We start from the raw sequence: 25,023 nt of genomic DNA on the forward strand, positions 1-25,023 counted from the left end.
AGCGCGTCCGACGGTCGGGCGATCTCGACGGGAGTCTCGGGGGTATTGGCGCCGCGCGTCAGCATCTCCAGCCGCCACAGCCAGCGCGAGCGGACGGCGGGCTGACCGCCGCGCCGCTCGCTGTGGATCAGGATGACCTCATCGGCGCAGGCGGCCTGGACGAAGTCCTGGGCCGTCTGGCCCAGGCGCCGCTCGGGCGTGGGCAGGCCGAGCGCCTTCCTCATCGGGCGCGACAGGAAGGGATCGACCGGGGCGGGGCGGGGCCAGACGCCTTCCTCCAGACCGGCGAGGATCATGCGGTCGGCGCGGGTCAGGCGGGCCTCGATGGCGCCGAGAATGCGCAGACGCGGATGGGTGGCGCCGCCGGTGCGCACCGTCTCCTCGCCCAGCAGGCCGGCGATCAGAGCGGCGAAGTCGGCGCGGCTGACGGCGCCCAGCGAGCCGCCGCCGTCGATCAGGGCCGACAGCAGGGAGGCGGCGGCCTCGCCGTCGGGACCGGCCCAGGCGTTCTGACCGGCCAGGGCCTCGATCAGGGCGGTCAGGGCGCGGGCGGCGGCGTCGGGGGCGGCTGCCCCCGATGTGGTTGGCGCAAAGACGGACAGGGCGTCGGCGGCCAGCGTCTCCAGCCGCGCGGCGAGGGCGCGGGCGCCGGACAGGCGGGCGGCCTTCCACTCGGGCAGGGGCTTGCCGCCGCGACCGGGTTCGGCGGCCTTCAAAAGCCGGGTCTGGATCTCGGTCCAGTCGCGCGGACGCGGGCCGCGCAGGGCGTGCTCCTCCAGCGCCGAGGCGGCGTCCGGCAGGGAGGTCTCGCCGAGGTCGAGCCGGGTCAACGGGTGCTTGATCAGGCCCAGCAGGGTCTGGGGTTTCAGCGGGGTCTCGATGAAGCGGGCGCAGAGATCGACCAGAACCCCGGCGCTCATCCGCGACAGGGGGGCGCCGGTCGAGGCGTCGGGGATGATGTTCCAGCGCGCCAGCCGGGCCTCGACGCGGCGCGACAGGTCCAGATCGGGCGTGACGAGGGCGCAGGTTTGGCCGGGCGTCTCCAGCGTCTCGCGCATCAAGAGGGCGATGGCGGTCGCGGCCTCTTCCTCGGCGCGGACTGAGAGGGCGGACAGGCCCTTCAGCCCCTCGTTGATGGGATCAGCGGCTTGCCCCGCCTCGGCGGCGTCGGCGCGCAGGCGGGCGATCTCGGCGCGCCAGTCGTCGGTGGCCTCGGCCGGGCGCAGGGCTTCGTTGATCAGGCGCTGGCGGGCCAGACCGCGCGCCTCGACGCGGGGCTCGACGGGGGGCTTGAACCAGGGGCGGACCTGATCGCGCGAGATGTCGGCGCGGGTCAGCAGGGCCTTCAACGCGGCCTGCGGGTGCTGGTCGTCGATGCGGTCCCAGACGCTGTCGGCCAGATCGAGGTCGAGGCCGGGCAGGACGACCACGCCCTGGGGCGCGCGCGCTACGGCGGCCAGGACGTCGGCGGCGGCGGGGACGGTGCCGGTCGAACCGGCGGCGATGACCGGCTGTTGCGGGGGGCGCGCGTCCCAGGCCTCGGCCAGACGGCGCAGCAGGGTCGCGCGGCGCCAGGCCGGATCGACCAGACCGAGGGCTTCCAGCCGTTTCGGCCAGGCCTCGACGGCGAGGCCGAGGAAACGGGCGCTGTCCTGCCAGTGGGCGGCCAGATCCTGTTCGGCCAGCCCGGCGATGCGCGACAGGTCGGGGACTTCTTCCAGTTGGCAGGAATCGAGGAAGCCGCCGAGCGCGTCGGCCATTTCAAGGGCGCGCAGGGGCTTCAGGCCCGGCTCGAACTCCTCGGCGATCATCCGCGCCATCTCGAAGCGGCGGGTCAGGGGAGCGATGGCGGGGGGCAGGTCCAGACCCAGTTCGCCGGGGGCGAAGGGCGGCTCGTCTTCCTCCAGATCGCCAAGCGGGCGGACTTGGGGCAGCAGAACGGGGCGGTCGCCGGCCAGCCTGCCCAGCGCCGAGGAGAAGGCGCGGGCGGCGCGGCGGTTGGGCAGCAGGATGGTGGCGTCGGTCAGGGTCTCGGGCGTCTGATCGCCCAGCCAGTCCAGCGCCCCCGCCGCGAGGTCTTCGAGGAAGGGCCGCCAGGCGGGCACGGCGCGCCAGCGCGGCCCGGTTCCGGCGAACGGATCGAAACGGCCCCCCGTCGACATCAGTCTTGCGCCTTCAGCCGCGCTTCGGCCGCGTCGCGGGCCTGCGGGTCGCCGACGTGCATCCAGTCGCCGTCCAGCACGCAGCCGAACAGGCGGCCTTCGGCGGCCGAGGCGCGCCACAGGGGGCTGAGCGAGAAGGGGCCGTCGGGGCCGTGGTCGGCGTAACCGGGGCGGGTGATGTGGACGCCCATATAGGCGAAGGGGGCGGAGGCGGCCTCGCCCCGGAAGGTCAGTTTGCCGTCATCGCCGAGGAAGAAGTCGCCGCCGCCCTCGAAGCCGATAGAGCCCTCGCGTTTGGCCAAAAGCAGGGCGGCGTCCATGCGCTCCGGGTCCCACAGACGGATGAGGTCGGCCAGAGCATCACCGTGGTCGATCCAGACGCTGTCGATATTGGCGACGAAAACGGGATCCTCGCCCAGCAGGGGGCGGGCCTTCTTCAGACCGCCGCCGGTCTCCAGCAGTTCGGCGCGCTCGTCGGAGATGAGGATGGAGGGACGGGTGCGGGCGGCGAGGTGGAGCTCCAGCCGGTCGGCGAACCAGTGGACGTTGACCACGGCCTTTGTGACGCCCGCGTCGGCCAGCCGGTCGAGGACGTGGTCGATCAGGGCGCGGCCAGCCACCTCGACCAGGGCCTTGGGCCGGTCGTGGGTCAGGGGGCGCATCCGCGTGCCGAGTCCGGCGGCGAGGACCATGGCGGTCTTCGGGGCGTTCTGAGGGGCGGTCATCGACGCACATCCTTGGGCACGTGGCGGTCCATCCAGGCGGCGACGGCTTCGAGACCGGGCGCCTTCAGGTTGGCGTTCAGGTGCGCCCACATGCGCGGCATGAAGGCGGCGTACTTGGGCTTGGCGTCGCGGGCGATCAGGCGGGCGAAGACGCCGAGGATGCGGGCCTCGTTCAGCGCGGCCAGACTGGCGTAGGCGGCCAGGAAGGCCTCGCGGTCGGTCTCGGGCCGCAGGGTGAAATAATGGTCGAGAGCGAGCGCCTCCAACTCGGGCGAGACGTCGCGGCGAGCGTCCTGCAGCAGGGAGTGGAGGTCCCACGCCGGATGGGCCTTCACCGCGTCCTGGAAGTCGATCAGGCCGACCGAGGCGGCGCCGGTCCGGCCGTCCAGCCGGATCAGGTTCTCGGCGTGATAGTCGCGGTGGGCCATGACGCTGGCGCCCGCCTCGCCCGCCGCCGTGATCGGGGCCCAGACGGCGCGCCATTCCGCGACAGCAGCTTCATCAAAACTGAGCGAGGGGATCAGTTTCGGCAGCCATTCGACGAACAGGTCAGCCCCGCCCTGCAAGGCCGTCTGGTCATAGGTCAGCAGGGGCCAATCGCCCGCAGCCCCGCTCAGCACCTCGGGCGTCGGGGCGGCGTGCAGGACGGCCAGGGCCTCGACGGCGGCGCGATAGAGCGGGGCCTCCTCGGCGCCCTCGCTGATGACATTAGCGAACAGGGCGTCGCCGAAGTCCTCGATCACGGCCAGGCCGTTGGGGGCGTCGACGGCGATGATGTCGGGCGCGGAGAGGCCCAGAGACTTCAGGTGGGCTGCGACGGCGGCGAAGGCCTCGATGCGGCCGGCCGACAGGCGGGCGACCGCGTTCCAGCCGTGGGCGCGGCGCTGCTCCGGCGTCCACGACGGATCGCAGGGCTGGCTCTCGGCCGCGGGGGCCTGGTCCATCAGCATCAGGGTCGCGCCGGACAGCGTGGTCAGGCGCTCGTAGCGGCGGGTCGAGGCGTCGCCGGGCAGGGGCGCGCGGACGGCATCGGCCAGACCGGCCGAGCGCAGGAAGTCGAGACGGAGGGCTTCGCGGTCAGACATGGAGTTCCTTCAGTTTGGCTTCCCACGACCCTGCGCCAGATACGGTCGCAAGGCGGCCTTCGCCGTCTTCGGCGATGGTGATGCTCAGCCGGTCGGGGCCGAGCATCCGGCCAGGGTCCTGGCCCAGGCGTTCGGGCCATTCGATCAGGGCGCAGCCCTCGTCCAGGGCCTCGTCCAGACCGATCTCGAAGGCCTCTTCGGGACGGGTCAGGCGATAGAGGTCGAAGTGGGCGACGGGCGGATCGCTCTCGTAGAACTGGACCAGGGTGAAGGTCGGCGACGGCACGTCCTCGTCGGGCGAGGTCAGGGCGCGGATCAGGCCGCGCGCCAGGGTCGACTTGCCCATGCCGAGCGGGCCGTAGAGCAGGACGGCCTCGCCGGCTTCCAGCAGGGGGGCGACAGCCCGACCCAGACGGGTGGTGGCCTCGGCGTCGGTCAGTTGAAAGGCCGTCATGCGAACACCGCGTCGGGGTCGGTCGCGAGGGCGCGCTCGACAAAGGTCTTAAGCGCCTCGGTGGCGCGGGCGGCGTCCGCGTCCAGCCGCTCGGGCGGGATGGGCAGACCGACGCTGAGGTCGAACGCGCGCCCCTGCTTGTTCAGAAGTTCGTGGAAGAGGGTGATGTCGCGCAGTTCCTGAGAGAAGCGGTCGAACAGGTGGAACAGGCGGCTGGACGGGCCGGCGACGTGGATCGGGACTACGGGGGCCTCATAGCGGCGGGCCAGCGAGGCGGCGGTCGTGGCCCATTCGGGATCGGTCAGGCGGCCCTGGGCGTCGACGCGGGCCAGTCGTCCTGCGGGAAACATGACGACGCAGCGGTCGGCCTCGAAGGCGTCCTTTGCCGACACAAGCGTGGCGCGGGTTTTCTCGCGGGTGCGCTTGGCCGTGACCCATTCGACCGGGATGACGGTCTCCGACAGGCGCGGTGAGACGCGCAGGGCGTCGGCGTTGGCGAAATAGATCAGGTCGTTCCGCACGGTCCGCAGGGCGTCGTGCACGGCCAGGCCGTCGGCGATGCCGGTCGGATGGTTGCAGATGACCAGGCAGCGGCCCGTCGCGGGCAGGCGGCTCAGGTTCTGCGTCTCGACCGTCAACGCAAGCAGGTCGGAGACATAGTCCAGCGCCTGACGCCCGCCCATCGGGCTGATGGCGTCGGCCATGCGCCGGGCCTTGGCGTAGTCCAGCAGGCCGTAGAGGGCCGGACGGACCAGCGGCCAGGCGGCGGACCGTGTCAGACGCGGCGCGCGTTCGGCGATCAGGACGTCGACGATGTGGGGCGAGGCGGGACTCATGCCCCTGCTTGTCGCCGCTCCCGGCGATGGCGGCAAGCGGTCGTGACCATCGTCGCGGACCGGATCGCGGGTTTGACGCCGTCGTCGCCGGTGCTACGCCTGCGGCCAAGAATTCCGCGAAGCCCGAGAGGATCATCGCCCATGCGTCATCTGCCCCACCTTCTGAGCGGCCTCAGCGCCGTCGCCCTGCTGACGGCTTCGGCTCTGCCGGCCCTGGCCGAGGCGCCCACGCCCGCCGTGGCGACGGCTCCAGCGGCCAGCAACGCCTTCACCTATCAGGACATGATTTCGGCCAACCGTCTGGGCGATCCGCAGGTGTCGCCGGACAGCGAGTGGGTGGTCTATTCGCTGACCCAGACGGACGTGGCGGCCAACCGCCGCTCCAGCGCCCTCTACATCATGAGCCTGAAAGGCGAGGGCGAGGCGCAGAAGTTGCCCATCTCCGAAGGCGGCGCCAACACCGCGCGCTGGGGCGCCGACGGCAAGCTCTACTTCCTCTCGGGCCGCTCAGGGTCGAGCCAGGTCTGGGTCTCGGCCGACAGGGGCGCGACGGCCACGCAAGTCACCAGCCTGCCGACCGACGTCAACGCCTATCGCATCAATGAGGCGGGCGACGCGGTGGCCGTGTCCCTGGCGGTCTATCCCGAGGCGCCCGACCTGAACGCCTCGGTCGAGCGCGCCAAGGCCGCCGCCGAGGTCAAGTCGACGGGTCAGGTCTATGACCGCATGTTCGTGCGCCACTGGGACACGTGGAGCGACCACACCCAGAACCACCTGTTCGTCCAGACCATCGGCGCGGACGGCAAGGCGGGCGGCGATCCGGTCTGGGTGACAAAGGGCTTTGACGGGGACACCCCCTCCAAGCCGTTCGGCGACGAGAGCGAGTTCGTCTTCGCACCCGATGGCCGTTCGCTGGTCTTTTCGGCGCGCGAAGCCGGCAAGAGCGAGCCGTGGAGCACGGACTTCGACCTCTACAGCGTCTCCGTTTCGGCGCCGGGCCGACTGACCAATCTGACCGAGGCCAATCCGGCCTGGGACACCGGCCCGGTCTTCTCGCCGGACGGCCAGACCCTGGCCTATCGCGCCATGGCCCGTCCGGGCTTCGAGGCCGACAAGTATTCGATCTTCCTGCGTGACGTGGCGACGGGCCAGACGCGCCAGATCGCGGCCAACTGGGATCGTTCGGCGGACGGCCTGCAATGGTCGGCGGACGGCAAGACCCTCTACACCACGGCCGGCGACGTCGGTCAGACCCGCCTGTTCGCCATCGACACGCGCAACGGCTCGGTCATGCCGCTGACCGGCGAAGGCCATGTCTCGGCCTTCCAGCAGACGCCCTCGGGCTTCGTCATGGCGGTCGACACCCTGACCTCGCCCAGCGATCTCTACTTCAAGACCTGGCGCGGCCGCGAGATGCCGCGTCGCCTGACCAATGTGAACCCGCAGCTGGCGAACAAGGCCTTCGGTCAGTTCGAGCAGTTCAGCTTCCCCGGCTGGAACGACGAGACGGTGCATGGCTTCGTCATCAAGCCGGCCAACTACGTCGAGGGTCAGAAATATCCGGCCGCCTTCCTGATCCACGGCGGACCGCAGGGTTCGTTCGGCAACAGCTGGTCCTACCGCTGGAACCCCGAGACCTATGCGGGCGCGGGCTATGCGGTGGTGATGATCGATTTCCACGGCTCGACCGGCTACGGCCAGGAGTTCACTGACGCCATCAGCCAGCACTGGGGCGACCGCCCGCTGGAAGACCTGCAGAAGGGCTGGGCGGCGGCTCAGGAGAAGTACGGCTTCCTCGACGGGAACAACGCCTGCGCGCTCGGCGCCTCCTACGGCGGCTATATGATCAACTGGATCGCCGGCAACTGGTCGGACGCCTTCAAGTGCCTGGTCAACCATGACGGCGTCTTCGACACCTTCGGCATGGGCTATTCGACCGAAGAGCTGTGGTTCACCGAGTGGGAATACGGCGGCACGCCGTGGGAAAATCCGGAGGGCTATCAGAAGTTCAATCCGGCCAACCACGTCCAGAACTGGAAGACGCCGATGCTGGTGGTTCAAGGCGATCTCGACTACCGCATCCCGACGGCCCAGGGCCTGTCGACCTTCACCGCCCTGCAACGGCGCGGCATCGACAGCCGTCTGGTCTTCTTCCCCAATGAGAACCACTGGGTGCTGAAGCCGGCCAACAGCCTGCAATGGCACAACGAGGTCTTCGGCTGGCTGGACAAGCATCTGGCCAAATAAGACCGGGTCTCTGACCCAAGAATAAGGGCGCGGTCAGCGATGGCCGCGCCCTTTGTCGTTACAGAGTCGAGGCTTAGTGCGCGGCGTAGGCCTGGGTCAGCTGGACGTAGCGGCCGTGCTCGCGCTCGGTCATGCAGCGCGGGGTGGTCCAGGCCTGGCCGGCGGTCTTGGCCTCGACGGCCTCGCGCGCGGTCAGGAAGACCGGCTCGACGCCGAATTGGCGGGCGAAGGCGGTGCGGGTCGCGGCGTCGGTCTCGCAGATCAGCACCACGCGCTGGGACGGGACGGCCGAGACGCGCGTCGGCTGCGGCCTCTGGCTCTGCGGACTCTGCTCGGGGCTCTGAGCCAGGGCGGGCGCGGCTCCGGCGAGCAGCAGGGCCGAGACGGCGACGGCGATCAGGCGCATGCGATATCCTCCCTTGGCCGGAATTCGCTCCGGACTCAGAGTGAATTATGCGCTCAATTTCTCGAATGTAAATATTATGCGACAAATCGATGAGTGAAGTGTGACGTTTGCCGACGGGCGGCGGCCGGGGATTGAGAGCAGGCTTCGCTTCGTGCCTAAAAGGGCGAGTTTCCTCGGTCTTCGGAGCGCCATGACCCGCAGAGGCCTGTTCGTCTGCCTGCTCGGCGGCCTGCTGGGCGCTCCGTTCGGCGGAGCGGCGGCGGCTGGGCGTGCGAAGGGCGGTCTGCGCTACGGCGAGGATCCGCATCAGACGATCGAGATCCATGCGCCGCGCCAGGCCCAGAAACTGCCGATGCTGGTCGTGTTCGGCGGCGGCGAGCTGGCCGAGGCGCGCCGGGCCGCGCGGGCGCTGGCGGGACGCGGTTTTGTCGTGGCCCTGGCGGGGCTGCGGGCTATGCGGCCCTCCGGCGCGGTCTTGATCGCTGACGCCGCCGCCGCGACCATCTGGGTCGCGGGGCGGGGCAAGGGGTTCGGCGGCGACGCGGGGCGGCTGGGCGTCCTGGGTCTGGGCGTCAGCGCCGACGCGGCCCTGATGATCGCTCTGGATCGGCGCTACATGGCGGGGGCCGGACAGCCCGATCTGATCCGGGCGGCGGCGGCGCTGGGCCGCGCTTCAGCTTCGGAGAGGCTTGATGCGACCCTGACGCGACCGGACGCCTATGTCCGCGCCGACGCCGCGCCGCTCTGGCTCGGCGGTCGAAATGCGGCCGAGACGGCGCTGGCGGCGCGGGTCGAGGCGGTCGGCGGGCGGGCGCGGAGCGTCGTCCGACCGGACGGCGCCGGTTTGCTGGACGAGGCGGCGGCCTTCCTGCGTCGCGAACTGGCCTAGTCGGCGGCCTCGGCCCGGGTCTTCAGGCTGGCCAGCTGCGCCGACAGGACGCCGTCGACCGGCCGCGCCCAGGCTTCCAGCCCTCCGGGCGTATAGCCGCCGACCGAGTAGGACCAGGTCAGGATGCTGCCCTCGCCCTCGGCCTTGATGTCGAAGACCGCGCTGCCGACGACGCCCTGGTCGATCAGCGGCCCCAGCACGCCCTGCAGGATCAGTTTCGCGCCCGGTTCCACCAGGAGGGTCTCCAGATGGCGCGCCGTGCGGCCGCCCGCCGCCTGTTCGCACCAGCAGCCGCCCGCGGCGAGGTCCAGCGTCAGGGTCGAGTTCCTGAACCAGCGGTGCTCGCGGCTCCACCAGTCGTCGGGCGCGGTCAGCACGGCCCAGACGCGGGCAGGCGGGGCGCTGATCGCCACCGATCCTCCGACCTCGAAACCGACGGGCGTCGCCGATTTCACCTCGGCCAAGGCGGGCGCGGCGGTCAGCGCCAGCAGGGCGGCGGCGGTCGAAATCAGGCGTCTGGGCATGGGGAATCCTCCTGTCCGCAGCGGAACCCTGTCCGGCGTCTGCGGTCAACAGTCGTGTCCTTGTGTTTCCCCCGTCTCGCCACGGTCACGGTTTTCGGCTAGAGGAGGTCATGACAGACAAGATGACCCCCCAGGCGGCGTTGGACCGCCTCGAAACCCTCTACAATCAATCCGTCGCCAATCTGCGTGGTGCAGTGAAGCGTTTCCTCGAGACCGGCGAGCGCGCCGATCCCGAAGCGCGGGCCGCCGGCCTGTTCGCCTATCCCCGGCTGACCGTCAGCTGGTTCGGCGACCGTCCCCAGGATCTGGAGACGCGGGCCTTCGCCCGCCTGTCGCGCACGGGCGTCTATACGACGACCGTCACCCGCCCCGATCTTTATCGCGCCTATCTGCTGGAGCAACTGACGCTTCTAGCCGACGAATACGGCGCGTCGATCTCGGTCGAGCCGTCGGATCAGGAAATTCCCTTCCCCTATGTCCTGGACGGCTCGGGCGTTGCGCTGGACAGCACCATGACGGCGGCCATCGCGCGCTGGTTCCCGACCACGGACCTGGCCCATATCGGCGACGAGATCTCGGACGGCCTGTTCGCGCCGGGCGAGGAATTCCCCCTGGCCCAGTTCGACGGCCTGCGCACCGACTTCTCGCTGGCCCGCCTGCGCCACTACACCGGCACCCCGGTCGAGGACGTGCAGTCCTATGTCCTGTTCACCAACTATCACCGTTACGTCGATGAGTTCGTGCGCTGGGCCTGCGCCCAACTGGCCGACCCGGACAGCCCCTATGAGACCCTGTCCTGCGCCGGCGGCGTGATCATCGACCGCGCCACGCTGAACCCGGAAACGGCCATCATGGACGCGGCCTGGCGCCGCCATCAGATGCCCGCCTATCACCTGACCGCGCCGGGCGGCACGGGCATCACCCTGGTCAACATCGGGGTCGGGCCGTCGAACGCCAAGACCATCTGCGACCACCTGGCCGTCACCCGTCCGCACGCCTGGATGATGATCGGCCATTGCGGCGGCCTGCGCGCCAGCCAGACCATCGGCGACTATGTCCTGGCCCACGCCTATCTGCGCGACGATCACGTGCTGGACGCGGTCTTGCCCGCCGACATCCCGATCCCGTCGATCGCCGAGGTGCAGCGCGCCCTCTACGACGCGACCAAGCTGGTCTCGGGCGCTCCGGGCGAAGAGGTCAAGAAGCGCCTGCGCACCGGCACGGTCGTCACCACCGACGACCGCAACTGGGAGTTGCGTTATTCGAAGTCGGCCCTGCGTTTCAACCAGAGCCGCGCCGTCGCCATCGACATGGAATCGGCCACCATCGCCGCTCAGGGCTATCGTTTCCGCGTGCCTTACGGAACGTTGCTGTGCGTCTCGGACAAGCCGCTGCACGGCGAGATCAAGCTGCCGGGCCAGGCCAACCGCTTCTATGAAGGCTCGATCTCGGAACACCTGCAGATCGGCATCCAGGCGGTGGACCTGCTGCGCGCCGAGGGCACCCGCCTGCATTCGCGCAAGCTGCGCGCCTTCGACGAACCGCCATTCCGGTAATGACTAGAAGGGCGCTATCGCTCGCCGCGCGGCGGCTCGCTGCTTGAGCGCAAAGGCGATGTTTCTGATGGAAAAGGGCGCTCGGGGATTTCTCCGGGCGTCCTTTTTCTTTGGGCTTCAGTCCTTCCTGAACAGGTAGAGGCCGAAGCCGAGGAAGGGCGCGCCGAAGTCGAGCATCATCTTGATGCGGTGCGCCGTGGCGGCGACGCCCGGGGCGTCGGCATGATCGGGATGGGCGTCCAGCCAGGCGGCGATCGCCGTCTCCATCGCCGTGCGATAAGCGGCCCATTCGGCCTCACCGCTGACCTCGGCCGAGGCGACCGTCAGCCCCGCCGCGCGGGCCGCGGCCTGCCAGGCGTCGTGGCCGACGTAATAGCCGCCGGTCTCGACCAGTTGGCGCAAGGGCGCGGGCGGCTCCTCCTTCCAGAACAGGTCGCCCCACAGCAGGGCGCCGCCGGGCGTCAGGCGCTCGGCCAGGGCGGCGAAGACGGCGGCGGGTTCGCGCAAACCCTTGCCCGCCGGTTCGGTCGAGCCGATGGCGACGATCAGATCGAAGGCGGGCAGGGCGGCCAGGGCCGCCGCCGAGGTTTCGCGCCGCAGGTTGATCCGGTCGGTCAGGCCCGTCGCCCGGATGCGCGCCTCGGCGCCCTCGGCCATGACCGGGTCCAGTTCGACCGCCGTCACCCGGGCGTCGAAGGCGCGGGCCAGACGCATCGACACTTCGCCATAGGCGCAGCCGATGTCCATGACAGGCGCCTCCGGCTTCAGTCCGGCGCGGCGCACCATCGCCTCCAGCCGGTCCATGGACAGGGCGTTGCAGACGGCCAGGGGCTGATAGGCGATGTGATGAAAGGCGACGCGCATGGCCAAGGCCTAGAATGCGTCGCGCGCATCGTCTCAAAGAAAGAACTTTACAAAATAAAGCTCTTGTCGCACTCTCTCATCAACAGGCAGGGAGAGACGCCATGACCCGCGACCAGATTCAATCCGTTCACGACGACATCGCCTATATGAAGGCCCTGGCCCAGGAGGGGCGGCGCGCCCCGCTGCTGGGAGGGTCGATCCTGATCACCGCCGGCTTGGTGTTCGGTCTGGCCTCGATCGCCGCCTATGGAATCGACAGCGGAATCCTCAATGTGCCGCCGGTCGCCTATGCGGTCCTCTGGGGCGGGGCCATGCTGGTCTTCTTCCTGGTCATGACGCTGCAGATTCGCCGGATCGGGAACAAGCCCGGGGCGCAGTCGGCGGCCAATCGAGCGTCCGGCGCCGGCTGGATGGGCGTGGGCCTGGGCGTCTTCGTCATGTCGCTGTCGATGGCGGTGATCGGCTGGAAGACGCAGAGCGCCATTCCGTCGCTGATCTTCCCCTCGCTGATCTTCGCCCTCTACGGTTCGGGCTGGGCGGTGTCGGCGACGATGAGCGACCAGAAGTGGCAGTGGAAGCTGGCCATCGGCTGCTGGATCGCCGCGCCCCTGATCGCCTTCCTGACCGGCAGTCCGCTGATGTGGCTGGGTTATGCGGCGGGTCTCTTCCTGTTCGCTCTGCTGCCCGGCGTCCTGCTGGTGCGCCAGGAACCGTCGGAGGTGATCTGATGGCCTCGGATACGGCTGGGGATACGGCTGGCGCCTTCGACATCGGCCGCATCGACGAGGTCATTCACGGCCGGGTGCGCCTAGGGATCATGGCCTATCTGTCGGGCGTCGGGACCGCCGACTTCAACGAGCTGAAGACCCGGCTGCAGGCCACGGACGGCAATCTGTCGGTCCACCTGCGCAAGCTGGAGGAGGCGGGTTTCGTCGAGGTGGCCAAGAGTTTCCAGGGCCGCAAACCCCTGACGCGGGCGACCATGACCGAGGCGGGCCGTGACGCCTTCCTCGCCTATCTGGACGCCATGTCCGGTCTGGTCGGCGCCCGTTAGCTTTGATCCGTGAATAGTCCTAGGAAGGCGGTCATGAGCGACCGCCTTTCGCCGTTTCAGGCCATCGACAACTTCCGCGACTATGGCGACTACGCCGTCGGCGACGCCCGGATCGGGCGCGGGCGCCTGTATCGTTCGGCGCATCAGGCGCGGGCGACCGAGGCTGACCTGACGCGACTGGCGACGTTGAACCTCGCCACGGTGGTCGACCTGCGTCGCCCCAGCGAGCGGCGCGACCAGCCCTCGCGACGACCGGCGAACTGGGCCGGACAGGTGATCGAGAGCGATCACGACGACGGCGGCGAGGCCCCGCACATCACCTTCTTGAAGACCTGCGACCTGACCGAGGATTCCGGGCGCGCCTTCATGGCCGGCATCTATCGCCGCCTGCCGTTCGAGCCGGCGCATGTGGACCTGTTCGCCCGCTACTTCCGCGCCCTGGCCGACGGCGACGGCCCGGTGCTGATCCACTGCGCGGCGGGCAAGGACCGCACCGGCCTGCTGGCCGCCCTGACCCACAGCCTGCTGGGCGTGTCGCGCGACGACCTGATCGCCGACTATCTGCTGACCAATGTCGCCGTCGATCTGGAAGGCCGGGCCGAGGGGATCGCCCGACAACTGACGGCGATGACGGGGCGTCCGGCTTCGCACGGGGCGGTGGTCGCCTTCCTCGGCGTCGAGGCCGACTATCTGGACGGCGCCTTTGCCGAGATCGCGGCGCGGCACGGTTCGGTCGCGGCCTATCTGGAGCAGGTTCTGGGCGTGGACGCCCTGACCGCCGCGCGCATCCGGGCGAGGCTGACGGCATGAGTCTGCCCGTCGTCCATATCGAGGGGCTGGACTGGGTCGAACCAATGGCGGTCGCGGCGGGTCTGAACCCGCGCGAGGGCGCGCTGGCGCTTCTGGCCGGGGCGGGCGATCCGACGGCGCACGGCGGGCGCTGGTCCTTCGTCGGCTGCGAGCCGGATCGGGTTCTTGTCGGCCCGGTCGATGAGGCAGCGGCGTTCGACGCCCTGGGTGATCCTGTTTTTGCCGGCGGCGGCGTGGTCGGGCTGATGAGCTATGACGCCGGGGCGCGCCCGGCGACGGGGCCGCGCGCCGAGGTCTGGCCCGACCTGATGCTGGCCCGCTATCCGGCTTTGCTGGCTTTCGACCATGCGGCGCGGGAGGTCCGCGCCGTGGGGCGCGGCGCCGACGCGGCCGAAGCCAAGGCGCAAGGTCGACGCGCCGCGGCCTGGCTGGCCGAGGCGGTCGCGCCGTCGATTCCGTCCGCGCCCGCAGGCGCCTTCACCGGCGAGGCGGCGCCCGAGGCCTATGAGGCCGCCGTGGCCGACGTCGTGAGGCGCATCGCGGCGGGCGAGCTGTTCCAGGCCAACATCGCCCGCGCCTGGAGCGGAGGGCTGGAGGGCGGGCGCGATCCGTTCGAGGTCTTCCTGAGGCTGGCCGCGGAGCGGGGCGCGGCCTATGGCGCCTTCTGGCGGCTGGGGGATCGGGTCCTGGTGTCCAATTCGCCCGAGCTGTTCCTGACCTTCGATCCGGCGTCAGGCCGCATCGAGACCCGGCCGATCAAGGGCACGCGGCCGCGCGACGCCGATCCGGCGCGCGACGCCGCTCTGGCCGCCGCCCTCGCCGCCAGCGACAAGGACCGGGCCGAGAACCTGATGATCGTTGATCTGATGCGCAACGATCTGGCGCGGGCGGCGGTCGCGGGCACCGTGCGGGTCGAGCGGCTGTTCGAGGTCGAGAGCCACCCCACCGTGCATCATCTGGTCTCGACGGTGACGGCCACGGCCCGACCCGGCGTCGGCGCGGCCGAGGTGCTGGAGGCGACCTTCCCCCCCGGCTCGATCACCGGGGCGCCCAAACATCAGGCCATGAAGGTGATCGCCGGCCATGAGCCGCCGCGCGGGCCCTGGTGCGGTTCGCTGTTCGGCCTGGGGCTGGCGGGGGACGAGAGCCTGACGGCCTCGGTGCTGATCCGCACCGCGTCGTTCGTAAGGAGCGAGGCGCGTTGGCGCTGGCGCGCCCTGGCCGGCGCGGGCATCGTCGCCGACAGCGATCCGGACGCCGAACGCGAGGAGACGGACGCCAAGATCCGGGCTCTGAAAGAGGCCCTGGTCGGTCCCTAGCAGTTGCTGCAGAGGACCTTGTCCACCGTCCGCGGCCGCAGATAGTAGCTGCGGTCGAATTTGATCGGCGTCTTGATCACCTGGGCGAAGGGCGAGGTGTATTCGAACTGGGTCTCGCCGAGGATCAGGCTTTCGCCCTTTTCGATCAGGCCGGGCGGCAGGTCGCTGACGACCGAGTTCTTGACTCGCGCGGTCAGGGTCTTGTTGTTGCCCCGGCTCCAGTCGACGCGCGCCACCCCGTTGGCGTCAATGGTGACGCTGGAAACGCGGATGGACAGGGGCGAGGACGGGAAGGGCCGCATGATCATGTCGCCGATGGCGAAGACGCTGGTCAGGTCCTGGGTCGTGGTCGCGTCCGACTGGGCCACCAGGTCGGCGACGATGGAGGCGGTGTGGCTGGCGCGGCGGCTGGCCATATAGCCCTGGCAGAACTCGACCAGGCCGAAATAGATCAGCAGCATCAGGGGCGCGATCAGGGCGAACTCGATCGCCGACACCCCGCGCGCGTCGCGCCAGAATCGCCGGATCCCGCTGGAGGCGAGGCGGCGGCTCATTGATAGGGCTCGTTGCGGAAGGCCAGGGAGGTGGTCAGCAGCACCTTGTGGTCGGTGGTGTGCGACAGGGCCTGGGCGATGAAGGGGGTGGCGATGGGCTGTTCGTACCAGATCCGCACCAGGACGCGATCGCCCGGCCCGCCGGGTTGATAGTCGAGCTTGCTCTGATCGAACACGCCGGACGCCAGCGGGTCGGGCGCGATCGGGTTGCTGAAGTTGTCGACCACGCGAACGTCGATGAAGGCGCGCTGGGGACAGTCGGCGGCGAAGACGCTCATGCGTTCGCACATCTTCTGCTTGATCTCGGCGGGTTTGAGCGCCTGCTGCTGGGCCTGACCCGTGCGCACCAGGCGTCCGGTGTCGGACACCGCGGTCTCGACCACGGCGTCGAGCAGCAGCAGCATCCCGACCTCCAGAATGCCGAACATCAGGATGAAGAAGGGCAGGGCGACCATGGCGAACTCAACCGCCGTGGAGCCTTCGCGGGCGCGCCTCCGTCGCCGCAGAAGCGACGGTCGGTCGGAGCGGCGGGAAACCGGCCCGGTCATCGCTCAGGGCGCCGGGGCGGCCCGAACGCTGGGCGAGCAACTGGTTCCGCAGGCCATTTCGGTGGCCTGGGCGCCGCGCCAGACGCGGACTGAACCGGCCGAGCCGGCGCTGACCACGACCTGGCTCTGGAACAGGGGGCGCCCGACCGCATCGACGGCGACGACCTCGGTCACGCCATAGCCCTTGCCGGTGATGAACAGGGTGTTGGCGTCCACCACGGTGACGTCGGCGATCCGGGGGTTGGCCACGATCACCGACCCGGCCGGGGCCCGCAACTGGACCCGGGTGGCGTGATCGATCTCGACGTTCAGCGGGCGCGACTGGGCCTGGACGGTGACGGCTGCGCTCAGCGCGGCCAGGGCGGAGACGGCGCCGACGGCGAGCGTCCTGAGGGTCCTGGGCATGGGCGACGGCTCCGGAGGAATGAATGGGCGCGCGCGAGCGCTAGGCGTGAAACCTCGCGCTGAAAGATCAAGAAATCCTGAAGGCGCGCCAGGAGCGGGCTTGGCTGGATAAAACTATAGTAAACATGGAAGTAACCATCAAAAACACGAAGCAGCTTTCATCGTTTTACTCGCCCTTAATGATCGTGGTCGCATTGTCGCCATGCAAACGGGGGTCAAGCGGGCAAAACCGGTGACCCTGGTGATGGAACTGTTGCTCGCTTAGACAAAGAAGGAAGATATTCATGCGTAACTTCATCAAGAACTTCGCCAACGATGAATCGGGCGCCACGGCCATTGAATACGGCCTGATCGCTGCTCTGATCGCCGTCGCCATCGTCGCCGTCCTGACCACGCTCGGCCCGAAACTGGCCGGCGTGTTCACCAAGGTGGAAACCTCGCTGCCGGCCGCCTAAGGTCAGCATCCAGGTCTGAAGGCTGGGGCCGGAACGGAAACGTTCCGGCCCTTTCCTTGTCTGGAGCCCGGCCTTCAGGGCGCGACCCCGGAAACCCGGCCTTAAAGGTTGCGCCGCAAAGGTGGCGGCATGACCGAACTCTCCCTCGTCCTGCTGAGCGTCCTGCCCGTTCTGGTGATCGTGGCGGGGCTGCATGATCTGACGACCATGAAGATTCCCAACTGGATCTCGGGCCTGTTGATCCTGGGGTTCTTTCCAGCGGCGTTCGTCACGGGCGTTTCTCTGACCGAAATGGCGATCGCGCTGGGCGTCGGCTTCGCGGCCCTGCTGGTCGGCATGGGGATGTTCGCCCTGCGCTGGATCGGCGGCGGGGACGCCAAGCTGATGGCCTCGGTCTGTCTGTGGCTGGGCTGGTCGGGCGTCGCGCCCTTCCTGCTGTTCACCGCCCTGGCGGGCGGCGGCTTCTGCCTGCTGCTGATCACCGCCCGGTCGCAGCTTCAGCCCTTTGCGGCGAACGCGCCGGGCTGGGTGTCGCGGTTGATGCAGCCCAAGGGCGACATCCCCTATGGCGTGGCCATCGCCGTCGGCGCCTTGCTGGCCTATCCGTCGAGCGCACTGGTTCAGGCCTTTGCCGGCGTCTGACGCCGGTTCGCCTCGCTTAGGAGCGCGTTAACCGGCGGGCCTCATTGTCGTTAACGGCAGGGGGCGAAGAACCGAATCCGCGTCGCCGCTCATGCCGGAGACCGTCGATGAAGCCCGCCAAGATCGCCGTCATCTGTATCGCCGCCATTTCGGCCGTCGGCCTGGCCTTGGTCGTGCGCGCCATGGGCTCCTCGTCCAACGAGCCCGCCGCGACCGCCGTCGCCGCCGTCGAGGCGCGCCCCATGGCCAAGGTCCTGGTCGCCGCCAAGGACCTGGAGCCGGGGCGTCGTCTGACCGACGGCGACCTGAGCTGGAAGGACTGGCCGGTCGACGAACTCAACCCCGTCTTCATCACTGACGGCAGCGTGCCGGTCCCGGCCGCGCCGACGGCTGCCGCGCCCGCCGACGCCAAGCCCGCCGACGCCGCCAAGTCGGACGACAAGGTCGAGGGCGCCGCCGCTCGCGTGACCCGCGCGGCGACCGATCTGGCGACCGGCGGGGCCAAGGCCGACTTCATCGGCGCGGTGGTCCGCGAGCCCATTCTGGCCGGCGAGCCCATCGTCGGCCGCAAGATCGTCCGCGCCGGCGACAGCGGCTACATGGCCGCCTACCTGGAGCCCGGGATGCGGGCCATGGCCATAAGGGTGACGGTCGAGACCGCCGCCGGCGGCTTCATCCTGCCCGGCGACCGAGTCGACGTCCTGCTGACCCGCGAGGTCAAGCTGCCGGCGGGCACGGCTGGCGGCGAGACGTCGAAATTCGTCTCCGCCACCGTGATGCGGAACGTCAAGGTGCTGGCCATCGACCAGAACACCCGCGCCGCCGAGAACGAGCAGGCCGTGGTCGGCGCCACCGCCACCATGGAAGTCAGCGGCCGCGACGCCGAGGTTCTGGCCCTGGCCAAGTCCGAAGGCGATCTGTCGCTGGTGCTGCGCTCCTACGCCGACACCGCCGGGCCGTCGGGCCATGTCCCGGGTGCGGTCAACCGCGGAAATGCAGCCGCCTCCGGCGGCGTCGTGCGCGTCTATCGCGAAGGCCAGGCCGAAGCGGTCGCGGTCCCATGAGGAAACCAGGCATGAATCGTTTGATCGCGGCGGCCTGCGCCTCCCTGATCGCCCTGGCCGGCGGCGCCGCCGCGCCCCTGGCTCAGACCCGCGCCGCCGTTTCGACCGGCGCGGCGCCCCAGATGGTCAACCTGCCGCGCGGCACCTCCTTCGCGGTGGACCTGCCCGCCGACGCCCGCGACGTGATCGTGTCGAATCCCCAGGTGGCCGAGGCCATGCTGCATTCGCCGCGCCGCATCACCGTAATCGGGGTGGCCGCGGGTGAGACGGACGCCGTCTTCCTCGACGCCGCCGGGCGCACCATCCTGGCCCTGCGTGTGCGCGTCGACGCCGGGACCAGCGCCCTGCAAGACACCTTGAGCCGCGTTGCGCCGGGATCGAACGTCCGCGCCGAGGCGGTCAACGACAGCATCATCCTGACCGGCACCGCGTCCAGCCCGGCTGAGGCCCAACGCGCCGCCCAGGTGGCCCGCGCCTTCGTTTCGGCCCCTGAAAAGGTGGTCAACATGATCAGCGTCGCCGGGTCCGACCAGGTGACTCTGAAGGTGCGGGTGGTCGAGGTCCAGCGCAGCGCCATCAAGCAGCTCGGATTCGACACCCAGGCGGTGATCGGCCGGGTCGGCGACACCCAGTGGCTGTTGGGCAACGCCGCCACCTGGGGCGTCAACGGCTCTCTGCTCGGCGGCATCACCGGCGGGGTGTCGCGCGATACGACCAAGAATTTCCAGATGCAGGGGCCCTGCGGCCCCGGCTGGCCGGCGGGCGCCCTGTGTCCGTTCACCGTCGACGGTCCAGAGGATGCGTCCAACTGGGACACCGCCCAGCCGGGCACCGGCCCCGGCTCGGACGGCCTGAACAAGGGCAACGCCACGATCAAGGCCTTCGAGCGCGTCGGCCTGGTCCGCACCCTGGCCGAGCCGAATCTGACGTCGGTCAACGGCGAAGCGGCCAGCTTCCTGGCCGGCGGCGAATTCCCCCTGCCGACGGGTCGCGACCGGGAAGGTCAGATCTCGGTCGAGTACAAGCCCTATGGCGTGGCTCTGTCGTTCCGGCCGATCGTCCTGACAGGCGGCCGCATCTCGCTGCAGGTCAAGGTCGAGGTGTCCGAACTGACGCCTCAGGGCGGTCTGACCATCGGCGCCGGCACGGCCTCTTCGATCAGCCTGCCGGGCCTTTCGGTTCGCCGCAGCGAGAACACCATCGAAATCCCCTCGGGCGGCTCGATGATGATCGCCGGCCTGCTGCAGGAAACCACTCGTCAGAACGTCGACTCCCTGCCTGGCATGACCAATCTGCCGGTGCTGGGCCAGCTGTTCCGCTCGCGCGACTATCTGATGGGCGAGACCGAGCTGGTCGTGATCGTCGAGCCCTATATCGTCAGCCCCACCTCGCCGGACCGGATGCAGACGCCCGCCGACGGCCTGCGCATCGCGCATGACGCCCAGACCATCTTCTTCGGCCAGCTGAACCAGGCCTATGGCTCGCCCGCCCCGACCGCCCAGCCGGGCGCCGGATGGCACGGCCCCGTCGGCTATGTGATCGAGTGAGCGCGATGACCCGCAACGCCAAATCCCTTCTGTCCCTGTCCTCGGCCCTGACCATCGGCGGCCTGCTGCTGGCCGGCTGCATGGGCGGCCCCGCCAGCCTGGGCGGCGAGCCGCCGTTGACGCCGACCTCGCGCTACAGCCTGCAGGTCGAGCCGGGGATGGATCGCATCGCCTTGGCGGTGCACGAGACGGGCCTGTCGGCGAACCAGCAGTCGGCCCTGGCCGATCTGGTCGCCCGTTTCGCCATCGAAGGCGCGCCTGTTCTGGTGGTCGAGGCGCCCGCCGGCGACGACCCGGTCGCCAATCAGACGGCCTGGAACGTCAAGGCGGCTCTGGTGGCGGCGGGCGCGCCTGATCGCCTGATCCGCGTCGTCAGCTACGCCGGCCCCGATCCGCGCGCGCCTGTCCTGGCCGGGTTCGAGACCGTTCGCGCCGCCGTGCCGCAATGCGGGACCCAGTGGGGCAGCCTCAGCCGCACCGGCGACAATCAGTCGGCCTCGAACTTCGGCTGCGCGGTCACCGCCAACCTGGCGGCGCAGATCGCCAATCCGCGTGACATCGTCTCGCCGCGCGCCATGACCCCGGCCGACGCCCAACGCCGGGCGGTGGTGTTCGACCACTACGCCAAGGGCGAGCGGACCGCGGCGAACCGCGAAGAACTGATCGTCGGAACACGCATTTCCCGCGCCGTGGATTGATGGACATGACCAAGCCCTTCGCTGCTCAGGATTTCGACGCTCTCGACACGTTCGACTTGGATGACGAGTTCATCGACGCCGCCGCTCCGGCGCGCGAACCTTTGCAGTTCACGCCGCCGCCCGGGGCCGCGGCGCCGGAGCCGGCGCCGCTTGACGAAAGCTATAATCCGGTCGGGCGCCTGGTCGCCGAGACCGAGACGGCGGTCGCCGCCGTCGTGTCCCCCATATCTGCCTCGATGACGCCCGAAGAGATCGCCCCCGCCTATCCGGTCGAGGAGGCGCCCATCCCGGTCGCCGCCCCGGTAGCGGCTCTGGCGACCTATGAACCGGCCGGACTGCCGATCGCCTCCAACGCCGGGGTCGAGGTGTCGATCCCGCGCATCGCCGTCCACGTCTTCGCCGAGCGTCAGGACACCCTGGCCTCGGCCGAGCGCGCCGGTCAGGACCGCCGCATGTCGCGCGCCACGACCCAGATCCGCATCGGCGGGGTCGCCGCCGCCATTGAGGCCTATCAGTCCGAGCCGACGCCGCCGCTGATCGTCGTCGAAAGCATGAAGGACGCCCAGACCCTGCTCTGGGAGATCGACCAGCTGGCCGAGGTCTGCGACGCGGGCACCAAGGTGGTGATCATCGGCGCCACCAACGACATCCTGCTGTTCCGCGAACTGATGCGGCGCGGGGTCAGCGAGTATCTGGTCGCCCCGGTGCAGCCGCTGCAGCTGATCTCGGCCATCGGCGACCTGTTCGCCGACCCGGCCCAGCCCTTCATCGGCCGTTCGATCGCCTTCGTCGGCGCGCGCGGCGGGGCCGGGGCCTCGGCCGTGGCTCACAACACCGCCTACGCCATGAGCGAGCGGATCGGCGTCAACACCGTGATCGTCGACTATGATCTGCCGTTCGGCACCGCCGGGCTGGACTTCAACCAGGATCCGCTGGGCGGCGTCGCCGACGCCCTGAGTCAGCCGGATCGTCTGGACGCCACCCTGTTGGACCGGATGATGGTCCGCTGCACCGATAAGCTGAGCCTGTTCGCCGCGCCCGCCACCCTGGAAGCCGACTGGGAGATCGGGCCCGACGCCTTCGAGGAAGTGACCAGCCGCATCCGCTCCACGGCGCCCTTCGTGGTGCTGGACCTGCCGCACCTGTGGTCGGGCTGGATGCGCAAGACCCTGATCTCGGCGGACGAGGTCGTGGTGGTGGCGACGCCGGACCTAGCCTCGCTGCGCAACGCCAAGAACATGATCGACCTGATCAAGCAGGCGCGTCCCAACGACGCCCCGCCGCGTCTGGTGCTGAACCAGGTCGGCGTGCCGGGCCGCCCCGAGATCCCGGCCAAGGACTTCGGCGCCGCCCTGGGCATTCACCCCAGCCTGATCATCCCCTTCGACGCCAAGGTGTTCGGCGCGGCCGCCAACAACGGTCAGATGATCATCGACTCCGGGGCCAAGACCAAGGCCGCCGAGGCCTTCGAGACCCTGGCCCAGATCGTGTCGCGACGTGAACTGCCGACGGCTCCCGTGAAGGGCAGGGCGCCGGCGCCGTCGGCCGCGCCGGCCAAGAAGGGCGGCTCGCTCTTCGCCTCCCTGTTCAGCAAGAGGCGCTGAGGCCATGTTCGGCAAGCGCACCGCCCAGCCCGGCGTCGCGGTCGCTCCGCGACCCGCCCCGGCGCAGGCTCCCGCTCCGGCGACGGAGATGCGCGCGCTTGATCCCGTCGACGCCTTCCCGATCGAGGAGCTGGAGGCCGACGTCGCGCCGTCCTCGGCCTCGACCGACCGGCTGGACGCCCTGGCCGCCCGCCCGCGTCCCGAGGCGGCGGCCCCGACCCCCGGCGGTCCGGCCAAGGGGCCGCGCGCCACGCCGGGTCTGGAGCAGCTGAAGCGGGCCCAGGCGGTCGCCGAGATCGTCCGCGAGCAGTCCGACTATTATCACGCCACGAAGACGACCATCTTCAACGCCTTGATGAACACCATCGACCTGTCCCAGCTGGCCCAGCTGGACACCAAGGCCGCGTCCGAGGAAATCCGCGACATCGTCGCCGAGCTGGTGGCGATCAAGAACGTCTCCATGTCGGTCGCCGAGCAGGAGCACCTGGTCCAGGACATCGTCAACGACGTCCTCGGCTATGGTCCGCTGGAGCCGCTGCTGGGCCGCGACGACATCGCCGACATCATGGTCAACGGCGCCGGCCGGGTCTTCATCGAAGTCGGCGGCAAGGTTCAACTGACCAACGTCCGCTTCCGCGACAACACCCAGTTGATGAACATCTGCCAGCGGATCGTTTCGCAGGTCGGCCGTCGCGTCGACGAGAGCAGCCCGATCTGCGACGCCCGCCTGCCCGACGGCTCGCGCGTCAACGTCATCGCCCCGCCCCTGGCCATCGACGGGCCGACGCTGACGATTCGTAAGTTCAAGAAAGACAAGCTGACGATGAAGAACCTGGTGGAGTACGCCTCCATCAGTCCCGAGGGCGCGCGCGTCCTGGGCGTCATCGGCGCCTCGCGTTGCAACCTGGTCATCTCGGGCGGCACGGGCTCGGGCAAGACGACCCTGCTCAACACCCTGACGGCCTTCATCGACCCGACCGAGCGCGTCATCACCTGCGAGGACGCCGCCGAACTGCAGCTGCAGCAGCCCCACGTGGTGCGTCTGGAAACCCGCCCGCCGAACCTGGAGGGCCAGGGCCAGATCACCATGCGCGATCTGGTCAAGAACTGCCTGCGGATGCGCCCCGAACGCATCATCGTCGGCGAGGTGCGCGGACCCGAGGCCTTCGACCTGCTGCAGGCCATGAACACCGGCCACGACGGCTCGATGGGCACGCTGCACGCCAACTCCCCGCGCGAAGCCATCAGCCGGATGGAGTCGATGATCACCATGGGCGGCTACGGCCTGCCGTCGCGGACGATCCGCGAGATGATCGTCGGTTCGGTCGACGTCATCGTCCAGGCGGCCCGCCTGCGCGACGGCTCTCGCCGCATCACCCACATCACCGAGGTGGTGGGTCTGGAAGGCGAGGTCATCGTGACCCAGGACCTGTTCGTCTACGAAATCACCGGCGAGGACGCCCACGGCAAGATCACCGGCCGTCACCGTTCGACCGGCATCGCCCGTCCGCGGTTCTGGGACCGCGCCCGCTACTATGGTCTGGAGCGCGAACTGGCCGAAGCCCTGGACGCGGCGGAGTAGGGCCTGATGCTTCCCATTCTCGCGGCCTTCCTGGCCTTCATCACCATCGGCGGCGTGGGCTGGGTTCTGGTCGGCGGCGGCGACGACGGCGCGGCCCAGGCGGTCAAGCGCGCCAAGACCATAGGCGCGGCCCGGCCGGAAGCGACGAACAAGCGCGCCGCCGCGGTGAATACGCCGGAGGCCCGCCGCAAGCAGATCATGCAGCAGCTGCAGGAGGTCGACCGCCGGGACCGCAAGGCCCGCATGACCATGAGCGCCAAGCTCAAGCAGGCCGACATGTCGATCAGCCTGCGCACCTTCATCATCATCAGCGTCGTCCTGGGCGTCTCGGGCGCCTTGATGGCCTTCCTGCTCCATCTCAACCCCTTCCTGTCGCTGGGCATCGGCGTGGCCATGGGCCTGGGCCTGCCGCGCTGGGTCGTGGGCATGATGGGCAAGAAGCGGATGAAGAAGTTCTCGCTGGCCTTCCCCGATTCCGTCGACATCCTGGTGCGCGGCATCAAGACCGGCCTGCCGGTCCACGACTGCTTCAAGATCATCGCCCGCGAAAGCCCGCAGCCGCTCGCAGGGGAGTTCCAACTGCTGGTCGAGGGACTGGGGGTCGGCATGACCCTGGCCGAGGCCCTGGACAAGATGTTCGAGCGGATGCCGGTGCCGGAACTGAAGTTCTTCGCCATCGTCATCGCCATCCAGCAGAAGAGCGGCGGCAACCTGGCCGAGGCCCTGGGCAACCTCACGTCTGTTCTGCGCGCCCGGCGCATGATGGGCGAGAAGATCAAGGCCATGTCGTCCGAAGCCATCGCCTCGGCGGCCATCATCGGCTCCTTGCCGCCGGCGGTGATGATGTTGGTGATGATCTCCAGCCCCGCCTACATGATGCTGCTGTTCACGGACATGCGCGGCCAGGTCATGCTGCTGGGATCGGCGGTGTGGATGGGGTGCGGCATCTTCATGATGAAGCGCATGATTTCGTTCAAGTTCTGAGGGGGAGGG

The 25,023-nt window shown here is 69.5% G+C and carries 26 protein-coding genes; 15 read left to right on the forward strand and 11 right to left on the reverse strand.

Annotation, left to right across the window (positions count from 1 at the left end; translation table 11 throughout):
• The 5 genes from addB to VGE49_RS07475 form a co-directional block, all read right to left on the reverse strand.
• The coding region (gene addB / locus VGE49_RS07455; RefSeq protein ID WP_331033929.1) for a double-strand break repair protein AddB at nt 1–2,162 on the reverse strand (2,162 nt) is incomplete at its 3' end.
• Nucleotides 2,162–2,854: an N-acetylmuramate alpha-1-phosphate uridylyltransferase MurU gene (gene murU, locus VGE49_RS07460; protein ID WP_331033973.1), complete on the reverse strand. Its 693-nt coding sequence runs from the start codon at nt 2,852–2,854 to the stop codon at nt 2,162–2,164. The genes murU and addB, both read right to left, overlap by 1 nt.
• A 29-nt stretch (nt 2,855–2,883) precedes the next feature.
• Nucleotides 2,884–3,972 carry an N-acetylmuramate/N-acetylglucosamine kinase AmgK gene (gene amgK, locus VGE49_RS07465; RefSeq protein WP_331033930.1) on the reverse strand — a complete coding sequence of 363 codons (1,089 nt, stop codon included), beginning with the start codon at nt 3,970–3,972 and terminating at the stop codon, nt 2,884–2,886.
• The gene (tsaE, locus tag VGE49_RS07470) at nt 3,965–4,426 is read right to left on the reverse strand and encodes a tRNA (adenosine(37)-N6)-threonylcarbamoyltransferase complex ATPase subunit type 1 TsaE (protein WP_331033931.1); all 462 of its coding nucleotides are present in this window, start codon (nt 4,424–4,426) and stop codon (nt 3,965–3,967) included. The genes amgK and tsaE overlap by 8 nt, the downstream gene beginning before the upstream one ends.
• Nucleotides 4,423–5,262, reverse strand: a complete 840-nt coding sequence (locus tag VGE49_RS07475; RefSeq protein ID WP_331033932.1) for a GNAT family N-acetyltransferase — start codon at nt 5,260–5,262, stop codon at nt 4,423–4,425. Before VGE49_RS07475 ends, tsaE begins: the two co-directional genes overlap by 4 nt.
• A 141-nt stretch (nt 5,263–5,403) precedes the next feature.
• On the opposite strand from VGE49_RS07475, the gene VGE49_RS07480 reads away from it, so the two are divergent.
• Nucleotides 5,404–7,509 (forward strand): S9 family peptidase, encoded by a 2,106-nt coding sequence (locus VGE49_RS07480; protein ID WP_331033933.1) that lies wholly within the window; start codon nt 5,404–5,406, stop codon nt 7,507–7,509.
• A 73-nt stretch (nt 7,510–7,582) separates the two neighbouring features.
• Here the strand turns inward: VGE49_RS07480 and VGE49_RS07485 are convergent, their stop codons facing one another.
• Nucleotides 7,583–7,915 (reverse strand): hypothetical protein, encoded by a 333-nt coding sequence (locus tag VGE49_RS07485; RefSeq protein ID WP_331033934.1) that lies wholly within the window; start codon nt 7,913–7,915, stop codon nt 7,583–7,585.
• Nucleotides 7,916–8,105: 190 nt separating this feature from the next.
• Between VGE49_RS07485 and VGE49_RS07490 the strand changes: the two genes are divergently transcribed.
• Nucleotides 8,106–8,804 (forward strand): hypothetical protein, encoded by a 699-nt coding sequence (locus tag VGE49_RS07490; protein ID WP_331033935.1) that lies wholly within the window; start codon nt 8,106–8,108, stop codon nt 8,802–8,804.
• Here the strand turns inward: VGE49_RS07490 and VGE49_RS07495 are convergent.
• Complete coding sequence (locus VGE49_RS07495; protein ID WP_331033936.1) at nt 8,801–9,328, reverse strand: SRPBCC family protein; 528 nt, start codon at nt 9,326–9,328, stop codon at nt 8,801–8,803. The two genes, VGE49_RS07490 and VGE49_RS07495, sit on opposite strands and share 4 nt — an antisense overlap.
• A gap of 110 nt (nt 9,329–9,438) precedes the next feature.
• On the opposite strand from VGE49_RS07495, the gene VGE49_RS07500 reads away from it, so the two are divergent.
• Nucleotides 9,439–10,884: an AMP nucleosidase gene (locus tag VGE49_RS07500; RefSeq protein ID WP_331033937.1), complete on the forward strand. Its 1,446-nt coding sequence runs from the start codon at nt 9,439–9,441 to the stop codon at nt 10,882–10,884.
• A 117-nt stretch (nt 10,885–11,001) separates the two neighbouring features.
• On the opposite strand, the gene VGE49_RS07505 is transcribed toward VGE49_RS07500, so the two are convergent.
• Nucleotides 11,002–11,748, reverse strand: a complete 747-nt coding sequence (locus VGE49_RS07505) for an SAM-dependent methyltransferase (RefSeq protein WP_331033938.1) — start codon at nt 11,746–11,748, stop codon at nt 11,002–11,004.
• A 101-nt stretch (nt 11,749–11,849) separates the two neighbouring features.
• Here VGE49_RS07505 and VGE49_RS07510 point away from each other — a divergent pair, with 101 nt between their 5' ends.
• From VGE49_RS07510 to VGE49_RS07525, 4 genes are read left to right on the forward strand one after another with little or no spacing between them, the layout of a single operon-like run.
• A complete protein-coding gene (locus tag VGE49_RS07510; RefSeq protein ID WP_331033939.1) occupies nt 11,850–12,476 on the forward strand; it encodes a hypothetical protein in 627 nt (208 codons plus the stop codon).
• Nucleotides 12,476–12,802, forward strand: coding sequence for a winged helix-turn-helix domain-containing protein (locus VGE49_RS07515; protein ID WP_331033940.1), 327 nt, complete (start codon nt 12,476–12,478; stop codon nt 12,800–12,802). Before VGE49_RS07510 ends, VGE49_RS07515 begins: the two co-directional genes overlap by 1 nt.
• Before the next feature lie 33 nt (nt 12,803–12,835).
• Nucleotides 12,836–13,612, forward strand: coding sequence for a tyrosine-protein phosphatase (locus tag VGE49_RS07520; protein ID WP_331033941.1), 777 nt, complete (start codon nt 12,836–12,838; stop codon nt 13,610–13,612).
• Entirely contained in the window at nt 13,609–14,931 is a 1,323-nt protein-coding gene (locus VGE49_RS07525) for an anthranilate synthase component I family protein (RefSeq protein WP_331033942.1), read from the forward strand. The genes VGE49_RS07520 and VGE49_RS07525 overlap by 4 nt, the downstream gene beginning before the upstream one ends.
• On the opposite strand, the gene VGE49_RS07530 is transcribed toward VGE49_RS07525, so the two are convergent.
• The 3 genes from VGE49_RS07530 to VGE49_RS07540 are packed head-to-tail and all read right to left on the reverse strand — an operon-like array spanning nt 14,928 to nt 16,438.
• Nucleotides 14,928–15,485 carry a TadE/TadG family type IV pilus assembly protein gene (locus tag VGE49_RS07530; protein ID WP_331033943.1) on the reverse strand — a complete coding sequence of 186 codons (558 nt, stop codon included), beginning with the start codon at nt 15,483–15,485 and terminating at the stop codon, nt 14,928–14,930. The two genes, VGE49_RS07525 and VGE49_RS07530, sit on opposite strands and share 4 nt — an antisense overlap.
• Nucleotides 15,482–16,033, reverse strand: a complete 552-nt coding sequence (locus tag VGE49_RS07535; protein WP_331033944.1) for a TadE/TadG family type IV pilus assembly protein — start codon at nt 16,031–16,033, stop codon at nt 15,482–15,484. Before VGE49_RS07535 ends, VGE49_RS07530 begins: the two co-directional genes overlap by 4 nt.
• A 3-nt stretch (nt 16,034–16,036) precedes the next feature.
• Entirely contained in the window at nt 16,037–16,438 is a 402-nt protein-coding gene (locus tag VGE49_RS07540) for a pilus assembly protein N-terminal domain-containing protein (RefSeq protein ID WP_331033945.1), read from the reverse strand.
• 284 nt (nt 16,439–16,722) lie between these two features.
• Here VGE49_RS07540 and VGE49_RS07545 point away from each other — a divergent pair, with 284 nt between their 5' ends.
• From VGE49_RS07545 to VGE49_RS07580, 8 genes are all read left to right on the forward strand, one after another.
• Complete coding sequence (locus VGE49_RS07545; RefSeq protein ID WP_331033946.1) at nt 16,723–16,893, forward strand: Flp family type IVb pilin; 171 nt, start codon at nt 16,723–16,725, stop codon at nt 16,891–16,893.
• Nucleotides 16,894–17,022: 129 nt separating this feature from the next.
• Nucleotides 17,023–17,535 (forward strand): A24 family peptidase, encoded by a 513-nt coding sequence (locus tag VGE49_RS07550; protein WP_331033947.1) that lies wholly within the window; start codon nt 17,023–17,025, stop codon nt 17,533–17,535.
• A 107-nt stretch (nt 17,536–17,642) separates the two neighbouring features.
• Nucleotides 17,643–18,599: a Flp pilus assembly protein CpaB gene (cpaB, locus tag VGE49_RS07555; RefSeq protein ID WP_331033948.1), complete on the forward strand. Its 957-nt coding sequence runs from the start codon at nt 17,643–17,645 to the stop codon at nt 18,597–18,599.
• 11 nt (nt 18,600–18,610) lie between these two features.
• Nucleotides 18,611–20,146, forward strand: a complete 1,536-nt coding sequence (locus VGE49_RS07560; RefSeq protein WP_414643617.1) for a type II and III secretion system protein family protein — start codon at nt 18,611–18,613, stop codon at nt 20,144–20,146.
• A 5-nt stretch (nt 20,147–20,151) separates the two neighbouring features.
• Entirely contained in the window at nt 20,152–20,844 is a 693-nt protein-coding gene (locus VGE49_RS07565; RefSeq protein ID WP_331033950.1) for a CpaD family pilus assembly protein, read from the forward strand.
• A gap of 5 nt (nt 20,845–20,849) precedes the next feature.
• Nucleotides 20,850–22,448, forward strand: coding sequence for a CpaE/TadZ family protein (locus VGE49_RS07570; protein ID WP_331033951.1), 1,599 nt, complete (start codon nt 20,850–20,852; stop codon nt 22,446–22,448).
• 4 nt (nt 22,449–22,452) lie between these two features.
• On the forward strand, nt 22,453–24,030 hold the full coding sequence (locus VGE49_RS07575) for a TadA family conjugal transfer-associated ATPase (protein WP_331033952.1): 1,578 nt from the start codon (nt 22,453–22,455) through the stop codon (nt 24,028–24,030).
• 6 nt (nt 24,031–24,036) lie between these two features.
• Entirely contained in the window at nt 24,037–25,014 is a 978-nt protein-coding gene (locus tag VGE49_RS07580) for a type II secretion system F family protein (protein WP_331033953.1), read from the forward strand.
• The last annotated feature ends 9 nt before the right edge of the window (nt 25,015–25,023 follow it).

The organism is Brevundimonas sp., assembly GCF_036405315.1.
Classification (GTDB): Bacteria; Pseudomonadota; Alphaproteobacteria; order Caulobacterales; family Caulobacteraceae; genus Brevundimonas.

Excerpts from the sequence above, each read along its gene's own strand:
- murU (WP_331033973.1), bottom strand. The coding sequence starts at position 2,854 with ATGGTCCTCGCCGCCGGACTCGGCACGCGGATGCGCCCCCTGACCCAC.
- amgK (WP_331033930.1), bottom strand. The coding sequence starts at position 3,972 with ATGTCTGACCGCGAAGCCCTCCGTCTCGACTTCCTGCGCTCGGCCGGT.
- tsaE (WP_331033931.1), bottom strand. The coding sequence starts at position 4,426 with ATGACGGCCTTTCAACTGACCGACGCCGAGGCCACCACCCGTCTGGGT.
- VGE49_RS07475 (WP_331033932.1), bottom strand. The coding sequence starts at position 5,262 with ATGAGTCCCGCCTCGCCCCACATCGTCGACGTCCTGATCGCCGAACGC.
- VGE49_RS07480 (WP_331033933.1), top strand. The coding sequence starts at position 5,404 with ATGCGTCATCTGCCCCACCTTCTGAGCGGCCTCAGCGCCGTCGCCCTG.
- VGE49_RS07485 (WP_331033934.1), bottom strand. The coding sequence starts at position 7,915 with ATGCGCCTGATCGCCGTCGCCGTCTCGGCCCTGCTGCTCGCCGGAGCC.
- VGE49_RS07490 (WP_331033935.1), top strand. The coding sequence starts at position 8,106 with ATGACCCGCAGAGGCCTGTTCGTCTGCCTGCTCGGCGGCCTGCTGGGC.
- VGE49_RS07495 (WP_331033936.1), bottom strand. The coding sequence starts at position 9,328 with ATGCCCAGACGCCTGATTTCGACCGCCGCCGCCCTGCTGGCGCTGACC.
- VGE49_RS07500 (WP_331033937.1), top strand. The coding sequence starts at position 9,439 with ATGACAGACAAGATGACCCCCCAGGCGGCGTTGGACCGCCTCGAAACC.
- VGE49_RS07505 (WP_331033938.1), bottom strand. The coding sequence starts at position 11,748 with ATGCGCGTCGCCTTTCATCACATCGCCTATCAGCCCCTGGCCGTCTGC.
- VGE49_RS07510 (WP_331033939.1), top strand. The coding sequence starts at position 11,850 with ATGACCCGCGACCAGATTCAATCCGTTCACGACGACATCGCCTATATG.
- VGE49_RS07515 (WP_331033940.1), top strand. The coding sequence starts at position 12,476 with ATGGCCTCGGATACGGCTGGGGATACGGCTGGCGCCTTCGACATCGGC.
- VGE49_RS07520 (WP_331033941.1), top strand. The coding sequence starts at position 12,836 with ATGAGCGACCGCCTTTCGCCGTTTCAGGCCATCGACAACTTCCGCGAC.
- VGE49_RS07525 (WP_331033942.1), top strand. The coding sequence starts at position 13,609 with ATGAGTCTGCCCGTCGTCCATATCGAGGGGCTGGACTGGGTCGAACCA.
- VGE49_RS07530 (WP_331033943.1), bottom strand. The coding sequence starts at position 15,485 with ATGAGCCGCCGCCTCGCCTCCAGCGGGATCCGGCGATTCTGGCGCGAC.
- VGE49_RS07535 (WP_331033944.1), bottom strand. The coding sequence starts at position 16,033 with ATGACCGGGCCGGTTTCCCGCCGCTCCGACCGACCGTCGCTTCTGCGG.
- VGE49_RS07540 (WP_331033945.1), bottom strand. The coding sequence starts at position 16,438 with ATGCCCAGGACCCTCAGGACGCTCGCCGTCGGCGCCGTCTCCGCCCTG.
- VGE49_RS07545 (WP_331033946.1), top strand. The coding sequence starts at position 16,723 with ATGCGTAACTTCATCAAGAACTTCGCCAACGATGAATCGGGCGCCACG.
- VGE49_RS07550 (WP_331033947.1), top strand. The coding sequence starts at position 17,023 with ATGACCGAACTCTCCCTCGTCCTGCTGAGCGTCCTGCCCGTTCTGGTG.
- cpaB (WP_331033948.1), top strand. The coding sequence starts at position 17,643 with ATGAAGCCCGCCAAGATCGCCGTCATCTGTATCGCCGCCATTTCGGCC.
- VGE49_RS07560 (WP_414643617.1), top strand. The coding sequence starts at position 18,611 with ATGAATCGTTTGATCGCGGCGGCCTGCGCCTCCCTGATCGCCCTGGCC.
- VGE49_RS07565 (WP_331033950.1), top strand. The coding sequence starts at position 20,152 with ATGACCCGCAACGCCAAATCCCTTCTGTCCCTGTCCTCGGCCCTGACC.
- VGE49_RS07570 (WP_331033951.1), top strand. The coding sequence starts at position 20,850 with ATGACCAAGCCCTTCGCTGCTCAGGATTTCGACGCTCTCGACACGTTC.
- VGE49_RS07575 (WP_331033952.1), top strand. The coding sequence starts at position 22,453 with ATGTTCGGCAAGCGCACCGCCCAGCCCGGCGTCGCGGTCGCTCCGCGA.
- VGE49_RS07580 (WP_331033953.1), top strand. The coding sequence starts at position 24,037 with ATGCTTCCCATTCTCGCGGCCTTCCTGGCCTTCATCACCATCGGCGGC.